The organism is Undibacterium sp. Ji42W (assembly GCF_049340405.1).
Lineage (GTDB): Bacteria > Pseudomonadota > Gammaproteobacteria > Burkholderiales > Burkholderiaceae_D > Undibacterium.
Map to the genome: position 1 here is coordinate 55,586 of NZ_JBMPOV010000011.1, position 13,613 is coordinate 69,198.

Sequence of the window (13,613 nt, forward strand, 5' to 3'; positions counted from 1 at the left end):
CTGAATAAGCTAAAAAATAAGCTACCTAAATTAATTTGTTGAGAATATGAAAATTGCTATTTTGCCGGGTGACGGCATAGGTCCGGAAATTGTTGAGCAGGCTGTCAAGGTCTTGAATGCCTTGGGTGAATCCTTTGAAATGGAAACTGCACCTGTCGGCGGTGCAGGCTATGAAGCGTCTGGCCATCCTTTGCCAGAAGCGACACTGAAACTGGCACTGGAAGCGGATGCCGTTTTGTTTGGCGCAGTTGGTGACTGGAAGTACGACACACTGGATCGTCCATTGCGTCCTGAACAAGCGATCCTGGGTTTGCGCAAAAACCTGAAGTTGTTTGCTAATCTACGTCCGGCCATCATGTATCCGGAGCTGGCAGGTGCATCGACCTTGAAGCCAGAAGTGGTGTCAGGTCTGGATATCCTGATCATCCGTGAGCTGACGGGCGATATTTATTTTGGCCAGCCGCGCGGGGTGCGCGTTTGCCCTGACGGCCCTTTCAAGGGTGAGCGCGAGGGTTTTGATACCATGCGTTATGCAGAGTCAGAAATCCGTCGCATTGCCCATGTGGCTTTCCAGGCAGCGCAAAAGCGCGGCAAACGCCTGACCAGTGTCGACAAGGCCAATGTGCTGGAAACTTTCCAGTTCTGGAAAGACATCGTCACTGAAGTACATAAAGAATATCCAGATGTAGCGCTCGATCATATGTATGTCGATAACGCTGCTATGCAACTGGTGCGTGCACCCAAAAAGTTTGATGTCATTGTTACTGGCAATATGTTTGGCGATATCCTGTCTGACCAGGCATCCATGCTGACCGGTTCCATCGGCATGCTGCCATCGGCTTCATTGGATGCAAATAACAAAGGGCTGTATGAACCCTCACATGGTTCGGCGCCGGACATCGCTGGCAAAGGTGTGGCCAATCCTTTGGCCACCATCTTGTCTGCTGCCATGATGTTGCGTTATTCCTTGAATAAGGCAGACCAGGCTGAGCGTATTGAAAATGCGGTCAAAAAAGTCCTGGCGCAAGGTTTGCGTACGCCCGACATTTATGAGGCCGGCACGACCAAGGTTGGTACCTCTGAAATGGGTCAGGCCGTGTTGAATGCACTCAGTTAGTATTTGTTGTTGAAGGGCAGGGACGTCCTGCAAAATTTTAGGGAAAAATGATGAAGCTGGTAGGTCTGGTAGGTTGGCGCGGTATGGTGGGTTCTGTCCTGATGCAACGCATGCAGGAAGAAGGTGATTTCGGTCATATTGAACCCGTGTTCTTTTCAACGTCCAATACAGGTGGCCCGGCCCCTGCAATGGCAAGGAATGAAAAGACCTTGCAAGACGCAAATAATATTGATGCGCTCAAGAAGTGCGAGATTATTATTACCTGCCAGGGCGGTGACTATACCAATGAGATTTACCCAAAATTGCGCGCTAGTGGCTGGAATGGTCACTGGATAGATGCGGCATCCAGCCTGCGCATGAATGAAAATGCAGTCATCGTGCTGGATCCCGTCAATCTGCCTGTAATCAAGCAAGCGCTGGTCAATGGACAAAAAGACTGGATAGGCGGCAATTGCACAGTCAGTTGCATGCTGATGGGTGTTGGCGCGCTCTACAAGGCTGGTCTCGTAGAATGGATGAGCACGCAAACTTACCAGGCCGCATCTGGCGGCGGTGCCCAGCATATGCGTGAATTGCTGACGCAATACGGCACATTGAACGCCGAAGTGAAGGCTTTGCTGGATGATCCCAAAAGCGCGATCCTTGAAATCGACCGTAAAGTGATTGCCAAGCAGCGTTCTTTGACTGCTGATGAAACGGCCAACTTTGGCGTACCTCTGGGCGGCTCCCTGATTCCCTGGATCGACAAGGATTTGGGCGATGGCATGTCCAAGGAAGAATGGAAAGGCATGGCCGAGACCAACAAAATATTAGGTCAAGGTGCCGGTTATGGTACGGCAGCTATTCCAGTAGATGGTTTCTGTGTGCGTATCGGTGCCATGCGTTGCCACAGCCAGGCTTTGACATTCAAACTGAAAAAAGATGTGCCTCTGGTAGATATCGAAGCCATGATCGCCGCTGACAATGAATGGGTAAAAGTTGTGCCAAATACCCGTGAAGCGAGTATACGTGACCTCACACCTGTGGCTGTCACCGGCACTATGACCATTCCGGTTGGTCGTATCCGTAAATTGGCGATGGGGCCGGAGTATGTGGGTGCCTTTACTGTTGGTGACCAATTATTGTGGGGTGCGGCCGAGCCACTGCGCCGTATGCTGCGTATTCTGATTGACTAAAAACTCAGCAAAACTTGATGTTTTAAAGTAATTGTTAAAACTTGTTGTAGAATATAGGGGGGCGTTCAACGCCCCCTTGTCGTTTTTGAAACTTCAAAAAGCCTCGTCAAATTTGGTGACGGGTATTTAGTTTTAATTTTAATAATAAATAATTAGGATTTTGGCGATTATTTTTTCACTTGTCATTTGGCAACAACATTTATGCGATATCCTTGCACTTCAGGGTTCTTAATGTATTTACCACTGTGATAAATCGCGTTAAGCTTGCGTGGCAATGTTTGTAATGTTAATGTGAAACATTAGGACGCGTCGCTAGGCAATGTGTAAAGCGTCACCCAGCGGACTTTGTTCGCCAAAAATTCCCAATATGTCTGACAAAATGCATAATCAAAAAAAATCGTCTGTGATTACCGTGGGACGCAAGGCGTTAAGTGTTGCTGTAGCGTCGTCCTTGTTCATGTTGTCCAGCGCGCATGCTACCGGCCTTGGTAAGCTGACCGTGCTTTCTGCTCTTGGGCAACCCTTGCGTGCAGAGGTGGAACTGACCTCTCCTGCCAAGGAAGAAATCGATTCCCTTGTGCCCAAGTTGGCATCCCAGGAGGCTTTCAAACAAGCGAACATAGACTTTAATGTCGCATTATTGTCACTGCGTTTTGCAGTAGAACAGCGCGGCGCTAATTACGTCATCCGTATCAGTTCGTCCCAGGCGATGAATGAGCCTTTCGTTGATATGTTGCTGGAGTTGAACTCTGCCAATGGTAAGCTACTCAGAGAATACACCTTCTTGCTGGACCCCGCTGAATTGCGAAATAGTCAATCTGCGCAAGTCAGTAACCCAGTCGTTGTTGCTAACCAGCCACAAAATACATCTGCATCGAATGCTGCCAAGAATGGCCGTCCAAATACGATTGCAAATAATCCTGGTTTGAGAAATGACAGGTCGCCCGCACCAAAAAACGCTGAAGCCGGCAAAGAAATCAAATCTGCCGGCGAATATCAAGTCAAGGCTGGTGATACTTTAAGCAAGATAGCGGGTAGTTACCGTGCTGAAGGTGTCTCCCTGGATCAGATGCTGGTCAGTATTTACCGTGCCAATCCACAAGCTTTTGCCGGTAATAACATGAACCGCCTGAAGTCCGGGCAAATCCTGACCGTGCCCGATGCTCAGTCTGCTAATACAAGCGCTGGCAACACAAATGAAGCCCACTCTGTTGTGGTGGCGCATGCAACTGATTTCAATGCGTATCGTAATAAGCTGGCAGGTCAGGTTGCAGATGCTCCCGCAGAAAGAGCACCTGCCACCAAGCAAAGTGGCGCAGGCAAGATTACTGCCAAGGTAAAAGAAGTACCAAATGCGACGACTGATTCGCCAGACAAACTGAAATTGTCCAAGGCAGGGTCCGCTTCTGCACGCGCCTCCGGTAAAGGCGGTGAAGAAGACAAGCTTGCCAAGGAAAGGGCAACGCAAGAAGCCAATTCACGCGTCAAGGAACTTGAGAAAAATGTCAGTGACCTCAAGGGTTTGCTCGAAGCACAGAAGATAGAAATCAAAAACAAGGAGTTGGCAGCCAAGCAGGCAGAACTGACCAAGGTCAAGCCTGAAGTCAAGGCAAGTGCCTCGGCATCAACACCTGCTCCTGCAGTTGCAAGTGTCGCGTCAGTACCGGCACCTGCACCGGCTTCTGCGCCAGCATCTGCTTCTGCTCAGGCAAGCCTGCCAGCACCAGCAAGCTCGCCATCTGCTGCGGCGTCTGCAGCTTCTGTTGCTACGCCAAAACCACCGGTCAAGCGCAAGATAACGGCTCCGCCTCCGCCACCACCGCCTGAGCCAAGTTTCTTCGACAGTATTTCTGAATACCTGTTGCCAGGCGGTATAGCTTTGCTTGCTATCCTCGGTGGTGTAGGTATCTGGACCAGCCAGCGCAAGAAAAAATTGCAACAGTTTGAAGATAGCATCCTGACTGGCTCCAGTATGAAGGCCAACTCCATGTTTGGCTCCACCGGTGGTCAGAGTGTCGATACAAATAACAGCGTTTTCAACTCCAATTTTGCACCATCTGCCAGTCAACTGGACGCCAATGAAGTTGATCCTGTTGCTGAAGCTGATGTCTATATCGCTTACGGCCGCGACTCTCAGGCAGAAGAAATCCTCAAAGAAGCTTTGCGTACCCAACCAGACCGTCATGCGGTCAGGGTCAAATTGCTGGAAATTTATTTTGGCCGTAAAGATGCCAAAACCTTTGAGCGTCTGGCCAGCGAGTTGTATGGCATGACCAGTGGCGAGGGTGAAGACTGGGCGCAAGCAGCATCTATGGGTATCGTGCTGGAGCCAGGCAATCCTTTGTATGCCGGCGGTAAAGCCAAGGCAGACATGGCGGCTGCATCTGGTTTGGGCTCTGGTACGCAACCATTGGAAGACCTTGATCCTGAGGCCTTGCTGGCTAACTCCCTGTCTCAGGATATGCTTGAAGCGATCAGCATTATCGACACAGCCCAGCGCGATGGTGGTGCAGCAAAAGCCAATGCCATTGCAGAAGAAGCAGCGATGGATGAGCATGCTCTCGATTTTGATCTCGATATTTCTGCCATTCCTGAGCCAGAAGTACCAAAAATCCCTGAGCCTGTTGCTCATGCTGCGCCTGCCGCAGAGCCTGTTCTAGCACCAGAGGTGGATTTTGGCACGATAGATTTTGATTTTGGCAGCAAGGATGAGTCTGTCGCTACTCCAGCACCCGTAGTTGCAGAAGCGGCACCTGTCATTGCAACTGAGCCAGAGGCTGAGAAGTTTGAGTTGGATCTGGGCCATATAGACTTCGCTTCAGACAAGCCTGCAGTAGATCATTTGTCTCTGGATATTTTGCCTCCAGATGAAAAATTGGATGAAAATCTGTTGGCCGCTTCACTGGCAGGCGCATCAGCGGATAGTCCATTGCCTGAGCTGCCAACACACAAAGCTGAGGCGGATGCCATGTCAGCCTTTGAATTCGATCTGTCTGGTATAGACCTTGATCTGGACCCTGGTGCAGCACCTGCGGCACCAGCAGCGGAAGAAGCCCCGGCGCACAATGCTGAAATGGCAACCAAGCTGGATCTGGCAGTCGCTTATCATGAAATTGGTGATAAAGAAGGTGCCCGTGAATTGCTGGATGAAGTACTCAAGGGCGGTACTTCGGACCAGGTGGAAAGAGCCAAGTCCATGATAGCTCAAATGGCTTAATGGTCTTGCAGTAGTCATGACGGGCGCAGCACATGCTGGCGCCCGTTTTGTTTTTTTGGAAATCGCATTGTGTTGAAACGATTAGTGTTAGGTGTGCAGTACAACGGCAATTCCTGGCAGGGCTGGCAAACGCAGCCTTCCGGTAATACCGTGCAAGACGCGTTGGAACGGGCGCTGCAACAATTTACCAAAAGTGATATCAAAACCACTTGTGCCGGGCGTACCGATGCGGGTGTACATGGCATTGAGCAGGTTGTGCATTTTGATACTGAACTGGTGCGAGAGTCTTATTCCTGGGTGAATGGCGTGAATGCCTTTTTGCCCGCTAGCGTCGCTGTCCAGTGGGCAAAAGAATTGCCTGTCGCCCCTGAGTCTGAAGAGAATTTCCACGCGCGCTTTAGTGCCCGCGCCCGTACTTATCATTATATATTGCATAATGCCGCGATTCGTTCACCGATGTGGAGCGGGCGGGCAGGGTGGAGTTTCCGACCCCTTGATGTAGAGCGCATGCGTGCCGCGGCAGTTCACTTGCTGGGCGAGCATGATTTTTCTGCATTCCGCGCTTCTGGCTGTCAGGCCAAGACGCCAGTCAAGCACATGTATGACATACAGATACAGCAGCAGGGCGAGATGATTATCTTCACCTTGCGCGCTAGTGCCTTTCTGCATCACATGGTCAGAAACATCGTCGGCTCATTGATCTTTGTTGGCACGGGTAAAAGAGAACCGGAATGGATGGGCGAGGTGCTGGTCAGCCTGAATCGCGAAATCGCCGCACCGACCTTCATGCCGGACGGTTTGTACCTGGCGCGAATCGACTATGAAGACAAATGGGGTCTGCCTCAAAGAGAATTGGTACAAACTCTCGCTTTCTTGTCTTTTTTGTAGTGATCAACTGACATCAAGCCGACGATTTCTCGGCTTTCCGGGGTGAAATCCGGTAAAATGGCGTTTTGCAAAACCCAAACTGAAGGCGCTCGCCTGGGGAAGCTTGCCCAGCTCAGAGCGCTTTTTTTATAGCTGGTATTCGCTTCACCTTTGTTTCTTTCGTAATTTCAATGAATAACATCCGCAATTTTTCGATTATTGCCCATATCGACCATGGCAAATCCACACTGGCAGATCGTATTATCCAGCTTTGCGGCGGTCTTTCCGACCGCGAGATGGAAGCGCAAGTACTTGATTCCATGGATATTGAGCGTGAACGTGGTATCACGATCAAGGCCCAGACAGCAGCCCTGCATTACAAGGCACGCGATGGTCAGATATATAACCTCAACCTGATCGATACGCCTGGTCATGTCGATTTCAGTTATGAAGTCAGCCGCTCCCTGTCTGCCTGCGAAGGTGCCTTGCTGGTTGTCGATGCATCACAAGGTGTGGAAGCGCAGACTGTAGCAAACTGTTATACCGCCATTGAGTTGGGTGTTGAGGTCGTACCGGTCTTGAACAAGATTGATTTGCCATCTGCCGACCCAGACAACGCTTGCCAGGAAATTGAAGAAGTCATAGGCATAGATGCCTCAGATGCGGTGCATTGCTCTGCAAAAACCGGCCTGGGAGTTGAGGATGTACTTGAATCTCTGATCGTTAAAGTACCACCACCACAAGGTGATCCAACTGCGCCTTTGCAAGCACTGATTGTCGATTCCTGGTTTGATAATTACGTCGGTGTTGTCATGCTGGTGCGCATAAAGAACGGTACTTTGCGCCCTAAAGACAAGATATTGTTCATGGCAACCGAAGCGCAGCATCTGGTTGAAAGTGTGGGTGTATTTACACCCAAATCACTGAGCCGTACAGAATTGTCTGCTGGTCAGGTGGGTTTTGTGATTGCCGGCATTAAAGAATTGAAGTCAGCCAAAGTTGGTGACACGATTACTGTTGCCAATAAACCAGCTGCCGAGCCTTTGCCTGGTTTTAAAGAGGTGCAACCACAGGTGTTTGCTGGTCTGTTCCCGGTTGAAGCCAATCAATACGATGCCCTGCGTGATTCTTTGGAGAAACTCAAGCTCAATGATGCTGCCCTGATGTATGAGCCTGAAGTGTCGCAAGCGCTGGGCTTTGGTTTCCGTTGCGGCTTCCTTGGTTTGCTGCACATGGAAATCGTCCAGGAGCGCCTGGAGCGCGAATTCGACATGGACCTGATCACTACTGCGCCAACGGTGGTATATGAAGTGTTGATGGCAGATGGCAGCATCCTGATGGTGGATAACCCTTCCAAGATGCCTGAGCCATCCAAGATAGAAGAAATCCGCGAACCTATTGTCACCGTCAATCTTTACATGCCACAAGAGTATGTCGGTTCGGTGATCACCCTGTGTACCCAGAAGCGTGGCGTGCAACTGGACATGAATTATCACGGTCGCCAGGTCAAGCTGACGTATGAAATGCCGATGGCCGAGATTGTACTGGATTTCTTTGATCGCTTGAAGTCGACTTCCCGCGGCTATGCTTCCATGGACTATGAATTCAAGGAGAATCGTGCTGCAGACGTGGTCAAAGTCGATATGCTGATCAATAGCGAAAAGGTGGATGCGCTGGCAATTATCGTGCACAGGGCAAACAGCCATTTCCGTGGCCGTGCTGTGGCCGCCAAAATGCGTGAACTGATTCCTCGCCAAATGTTCGACGTGGCGATCCAGGCTGCAATTGGCTCCAACATTATTTCGCGCGAAAACGTCAAGGCCTTGCGTAAAAACGTGTTGGCCAAATGTTATGGCGGCGATATCAGTCGTAAGCGCAAATTGCTGGAAAAACAAAAAGCAGGTAAGAAGCGTATGAAGCAAGTGGGCTCGGTAGAGATCCCACAAGAAGCGTTTTTGGCGATTTTACAAGTGGATGAAAAATGAGTTTCCAATCAATCTTGGGCAATTTTGCCTTGATCCTTTTTGTGCTGACCATCGTGACCGGTGTTATCTGGTTCCTTGATGTTTTTGTCTTTGCCAAGCAGCGCCGCCAAAATGCTGACAAGGCCTTGGCCGAATACGACGCTCGCCGCGCCAAGCTGTCTGCCGAAGGCATACGCCTCGAAGAAAATACCCGCCATGACATAGAGGCGAATCTGCTCAGGCAGCCAGTCTGGATAGAATATTCTGGCAGTTTTTTTCCGGTAATCGCTCTGGTATTTTTCTTGCGTTCTTTCTTGTTTGAACCTTTTAAAATCCCTTCCAGCTCAATGTTGCCAACATTGTATGTTGGTGATTTGATACTGGTGAATAAATTTACTTACGGCATACGTTTGCCTGTGATTAATAAAAAAATCATCTCTATCAATGATCCACAAAGAGGGGATGTCATGGTATTTAAGTACCCAGAAGACCCTACTGTGGACTATATTAAACGTGTAGTAGGTGTGCCTGGGGATAAAATTGTGTATAAAAACAAACGTTTGTCAGTGAATGGTAAAGAAGTTTCATATGCGAACATGCCTGACTTCCGTGATAATCTTAATTATCTGAAGCAATACAAAGAACAGTTAACAGGTGTTACCCATAACATTCTTGTCAACGAGCAAAAACCAGTTTACGACAGGGGACAGGTACTTGATTTTAAGGACAAAGAATCTTGTTCTTATGAAATCGACGGCTTTAGCTGTACAGTTCCACAGAGTCGCTATTTTATGATGGGTGACAACCGTGATAATAGTGCTGACAGTCGCTACTGGGGTTTTGTGCCGGATGAAAACATTGTTGGAAAAGCATTTTTCATCTGGATGAATTTTGGTGATATCGAGCGCATTGGTAGTTTTCATTAAATTTCAGTTTTAATCAGGAAGAATCTATGTCAAATATTCAATATTCCACATTCAAAAAACAAGAAGGCATTACCCTGATCGGTTTGATCATGGCAATTGCCGTCATAATTGTTGTTGCTATGGTTGCAATGAAGGTGGTGCCAACTGCGATTGAATATAATTCCATCAATAAAGCGATGAATAATGTCAAGAGTGGAACAAACCCCAGAGAAATACAGATAGCCTTTGATAAGCAAAGGGAAGTTGGTTATTTTGATGCAGTGACGGGCAAGGATCTCCTCATCATTAAAAATAATGAGGGTGGTTATGACCTGCATTTTTCTTATTCCAAAAAAATTCCGCTGGTTGGTCCTGCCAGCATATTGATGGAGTATTCAGGCACTACAGCAAAGAATGGTGTCGTCGTTACAAAACCTGCCAAGGCAGATTAAGCTACTCGTATGAATCAACAACTATTGCAGAAAAGGCTGGGGCACCAGTTCAGCAACCCCGCTTTGTTGCAGCAGGCTTTGACACATCGTAGTCATAGTGTTTTGCATAATGAACGTCTGGAATTTCTTGGCGACTCAGTCCTGAATTGTGTGGTCGCCTCTTTGCTGTTTGACAGTTTTGCCAATATTGATGAAGGCGATTTGTCGCGTGTGCGTGCCAATCTGGTCAAGCAACAGTCGCTGTATGAAATCGCCCAAAGAATAGAGTTATCGCAATTCTTGCGCCTGGGCGAGGGTGAATTGAAATCAGGGGGATTCCGTCGCCCATCTATTCTGGCCGATACGCTGGAAGCCCTTTTTGGCGCGATTTTCCTGGACGCAGGTTTTGACGCAGCGCGTGAAGTGATACGGTCACTGTATGCGCCTGTGCTGGCCAGTGTTGATCCAACTACTCTGGGCAAGGACGCCAAAACCTTGTTGCAAGAATTCCTGCAAAGTAAAAAAATCGCTTTGCCACAATATAATGTGGTGGCTACGCATGGTGCAGCACATAACCAGGAATTTGAAATTGAATGCCTGGTGCCCAAGCTGGAAATACAAGTGTTTGGTACTGGTGGTAGCCGTCGTGCCGGAGAGCAGGCAGCAGCCAAGCTGGCACTGGAAACAGCGCTCGCGATGCTGGTACGTTCACCTGCGGCTAAAAAGACCAAACCACGGGCCTCGCAGCTTAAGTTGGCCGGTATAGCGACCGTGCAAGGTGAGACTGTAGCCGAGAGCAAGCCGCAATCTGCCAAGCAAAAAAGCCTGCTGGATGCAGAAGCGCCCAAGGCCGAGAAAACCAAAGCCACAAATAGCCCCGTTACCAGCGCCGCTGCAGCAGATGAAATGCTGACCCAAGATGTTCACCCCGAGACTCACCCTAAGACTGCCTGACGACCGCATGACTGAATTAATAGACAATCCTGATTTCCGCTGTGGTTATATCGCCATCGTCGGGCGACCTAACGTCGGTAAATCGACCCTGATGAACGCCTTGATAGGTGCCAAGGTCAGTATTACCTCGCGCAAGGCACAAACTACCCGCCACCGTATTACCGGCATACAAACCAAAGACAATACCCAGTTTGTGTATATCGATACGCCGGGTTTCCAGACCCGTCATTCAAATGCACTAAACCGCACGCTAAACCGCACTGTGACGACAACGTTGACAGCAGCAGACGTTATTCTATACATCATAGAAGCAGGCACCTTTGGACCGGCCGATCAGCAGGTTATTAATCTGCTGCCTAAAGATGTACCTTGTATCCTCGTCATCAACAAATCAGACCGCGTTAAAGACAAAGCTGTGATGATGCCATTTGCTCAGAAAGTGGCAGTACTCCATCCTTTCGCTGCGATCGTGCCGGTATCGGCAACCTTGCGCTTCCAGCTTGAAAATCTGGAAGGAGAAATCCGCAAATATCTGCCACTGAACCCGCCTATGTTTGGCGAAGACGACATCACCGACCGTAGTGAAAAGTTTCTTGCTGCAGAAATCGTGCGCGAAAAATTGTTCCGCTTTGTTGGCGATGAATTGCCTTATACAAGTACCGTATTGATAGAAAAATTTGAGCAAGAAGGCAATCTGCGTCGCGTTTTCGTTGCCATCCTGGTAGATCGGGACGGCCATAAATCCATGGTCATCGGTAACAAGGGCGCGCGTCTGAAAGATATCTCTACCCAGTCACGCCAGGATATGGAGAAACTGTTTGGCGGCCCAGTGTATCTGGAAATCTGGATCAAGGTCAAATCTGGCTGGGCAGATAATGAAGCTGGTTTGCGTGCTTACGGTTACGAGTAAAACCATCCATGGATGAGCAGGCAGTCGCCGTGCAGGAGGACAGCACCGTTGCAGATACGGCTGCTGTTTCGCCAGCGCCATCTGCTGCAAAAAAAACTGCTGCAAGACCACGCGCAGCCAAAGCCGCGCCTCGCGCTGTCAGCAAATCCCCTGCCAAAGACTTGCGCATACTGGAACAGCCAGGCTTTGTACTGCATTCCTGGCCTTATAAAGAAACCAGTCTTATCATCGATGTGCTAACGCGTGATCATGGCCGTATAGCCCTGGTTGCCAAAGGCGCAAAGCGCCCGCATTCGCAATTGCGCAGTGTCTTGCAAACCTTCCAGCCCTTGCAACTGGGCTGGACGGGCAAAGGTGAAATCCGTACACTGACGACTGCAGACTGGGTAGGTGGCATGCTGCCGCTGGAAAAATCTGCCTTGCTGTGCGGCTTTTACCTCAATGAGTTGCTGGTCAAGTTTTTGATGCGCGATGAAGCGCATCCCAGCTTGTTTGACCTGTACGTATCCACGCTGAACCAGCTTGCCCATGATGAACCAGCCACCATCGTCCTGCGCCGTTTCGAGTTGGCACTACTGCGCGAATCCGGTTTGCTTGGCGACTTGACGCGTTGTACACAACAGCGTGAGCGCGTGCAGGCAGAGCAATTCTATGTGCTTGATCCTGAGCGCGGCCCCAGGCCTGCCATGCATGCAGACAGCGTGCCCAGGGTTAGTGGCAAGACTTTGCTGGCCATGCAGCGCGGCGACTATACTGAGCAAAGCACGCAATTGCAAAGCAAGCTATTGATGCGCTTTTTGCTTGCTCATCATTTGCATGGCGCTGCGCTCAATACCCGGCAGATACTGATCGATTTGCAGAATCTATGAATATCCATCAACAAAGCCAGTTGATCGAACTTGGCGTGAATATCGACCACGTTGCTACCTTGCGCAATGCGCGCGGCACCACCTATCCCGACCCCTTGCAGGCGGCTTTGCTGGCAGAAGAGGCGGGTGCAGATTGCATCACCCTGCATCTGCGTGAAGACCGCCGCCACATCCGCGATGCAGATGTAGAGCAATTGCGCCCCCGTATCTTGACGCGCATGAACCTGGAAACCGCGGTCAATAGTGAAATGCTGGATCTGGCCTGCCGCATCGTGCCGCAAGATGTTTGTCTGGTGCCAGAAAGCCGTGAAGAAGTCACGACTGAAGGTGGTCTTGATGTTGCCCGTGATTTTGCCAGGGTGCAGGCTGCAGTCCGGCAATTGCAGGAAGCAGGAATACGTGTGTCCTTATTCATCGATGCAGATGAGCATCAAATACAGGCCAGCTCAGAAGCCGGTGCCAGCGTCATAGAAATTCACACTGGTCGCTATGCTGATGCGCTTGACCCAGAGTTGCAGGTGAAAGAACTGGCGCGTATATCACAAGCCGCTATCGCAGGCATACGACTTGGTTTGAAAGTAAATGCTGGTCATGGCTTGCACATGACTAACACCGCAGCGATCGCTGCTATTCCAGAAATTTCAGAATTGAATATAGGCCATGCCATCGTCGCCCAGGCCGTGTTCGTAGGCTGGAAAAAAGCCATTAGCGACATGAAGGCCTTGATGGTCACAGCCCGCCTGGCAAGTTTGCATAGAGCAGCCTGACATGATCTACGGCATAGGCACCGACATCGTACAAATCTCGCGCATGCAAGAAGCACTGGCACGCAATGGTGATCGTTTTGCTGAAAAAATCCTCGGGCCAGAAGAATTGGCGATTTACCACGAACGCAAAGCCCTGGTCGAAGCACGCGGCCTGCGTTACCTTGCTACCCGGTTCGCCGCAAAAGAAGCGTTCTCTAAAGCCGTAGGCATGGGCATGCGCGACCCCATGAACTGGCATGCCATGCAAACCCTGAATAACGACCAGGGCCAGCCTCAGGCGCAGGCCAACGGCAATATGCTGGCTTGGATGCAGGCGCGTAGCCTGAAGGCGAGTATCTCCGTCAGTGATGAAACTGATTACGCCATCGCTTTTGTGATCATTGAAGTTGAACAATCCCTGCTAAAGTAGCGGCTTTCATAAGCGCTGCAGATTGATT

At 49.8% G+C, this 13,613-nt stretch carries 12 protein-coding genes; all 12 read left to right on the plus strand.

The features are described from left to right. Positions 1–46 precede the first annotated feature (46 nt). The 12 genes from leuB to acpS all read left to right on the plus strand — a co-directional run bounded on the left by leuB (position 47) and on the right by acpS (position 13,585). Positions 47–1,117, plus strand: a complete 1,071-nt coding sequence (gene leuB, locus ACO0LG_RS22410; RefSeq protein ID WP_423029774.1) for a 3-isopropylmalate dehydrogenase — start codon at positions 47–49, stop codon at positions 1,115–1,117. A gap of 47 nt (positions 1,118–1,164) precedes the next feature. After that, positions 1,165–2,292, plus strand: coding sequence for an aspartate-semialdehyde dehydrogenase (gene asd, locus ACO0LG_RS22415; protein ID WP_423029775.1), 1,128 nt, complete (start codon positions 1,165–1,167; stop codon positions 2,290–2,292). A 379-nt stretch (positions 2,293–2,671) separates the two neighbouring features. After that, complete coding sequence (locus ACO0LG_RS22420; protein ID WP_423029776.1) at positions 2,672–5,509, plus strand: FimV/HubP family polar landmark protein; 2,838 nt, start codon at positions 2,672–2,674, stop codon at positions 5,507–5,509. A gap of 72 nt (positions 5,510–5,581) precedes the next feature. Beyond that, the gene (truA, locus tag ACO0LG_RS22425) at positions 5,582–6,397 is read left to right on the plus strand and encodes a tRNA pseudouridine(38-40) synthase TruA (RefSeq protein WP_423029958.1); all 816 of its coding nucleotides are present in this window, start codon (positions 5,582–5,584) and stop codon (positions 6,395–6,397) included. 170 nt (positions 6,398–6,567) lie between these two features. Continuing rightward, entirely contained in the window at positions 6,568–8,361 is a 1,794-nt protein-coding gene (gene lepA, locus ACO0LG_RS22430; RefSeq protein ID WP_186955486.1) for a translation elongation factor 4, read from the plus strand. Beyond that, positions 8,358–9,266 carry a signal peptidase I gene (gene lepB / locus ACO0LG_RS22435; RefSeq protein ID WP_423029777.1) on the plus strand — a complete coding sequence of 303 codons (909 nt, stop codon included), beginning with the start codon at positions 8,358–8,360 and terminating at the stop codon, positions 9,264–9,266. Before lepA ends, lepB begins: the two co-directional genes overlap by 4 nt. Before the next feature lie 26 nt (positions 9,267–9,292). Then, positions 9,293–9,697 carry a DUF4845 domain-containing protein gene (locus tag ACO0LG_RS22440; protein ID WP_423029778.1) on the plus strand — a complete coding sequence of 135 codons (405 nt, stop codon included), beginning with the start codon at positions 9,293–9,295 and terminating at the stop codon, positions 9,695–9,697. A 9-nt stretch (positions 9,698–9,706) separates the two neighbouring features. Beyond that, positions 9,707–10,630 carry a ribonuclease III gene (rnc, locus tag ACO0LG_RS22445; protein WP_423029779.1) on the plus strand — a complete coding sequence of 308 codons (924 nt, stop codon included), beginning with the start codon at positions 9,707–9,709 and terminating at the stop codon, positions 10,628–10,630. A 7-nt stretch (positions 10,631–10,637) separates the two neighbouring features. Beyond that, a complete protein-coding gene (era, locus tag ACO0LG_RS22450; protein WP_305258493.1) occupies positions 10,638–11,540 on the plus strand; it encodes a GTPase Era in 903 nt (300 codons plus the stop codon). Positions 11,541–11,548: 8 nt separating this feature from the next. After that, positions 11,549–12,409 (plus strand): DNA repair protein RecO, encoded by an 861-nt coding sequence (gene recO / locus ACO0LG_RS22455; RefSeq protein ID WP_423029780.1) that lies wholly within the window; start codon positions 11,549–11,551, stop codon positions 12,407–12,409. Further along, complete coding sequence (pdxJ, locus tag ACO0LG_RS22460) at positions 12,406–13,176, plus strand: pyridoxine 5'-phosphate synthase (protein ID WP_423029781.1); 771 nt, start codon at positions 12,406–12,408, stop codon at positions 13,174–13,176. Before recO ends, pdxJ begins: the two co-directional genes overlap by 4 nt. 1 nt (position 13,177) lies before the next feature. Further along, on the plus strand, positions 13,178–13,585 hold the full coding sequence (acpS, locus tag ACO0LG_RS22465) for a holo-ACP synthase (RefSeq protein ID WP_423029782.1): 408 nt from the start codon (positions 13,178–13,180) through the stop codon (positions 13,583–13,585). Positions 13,586–13,613: the final 28 nt, after the last annotated feature.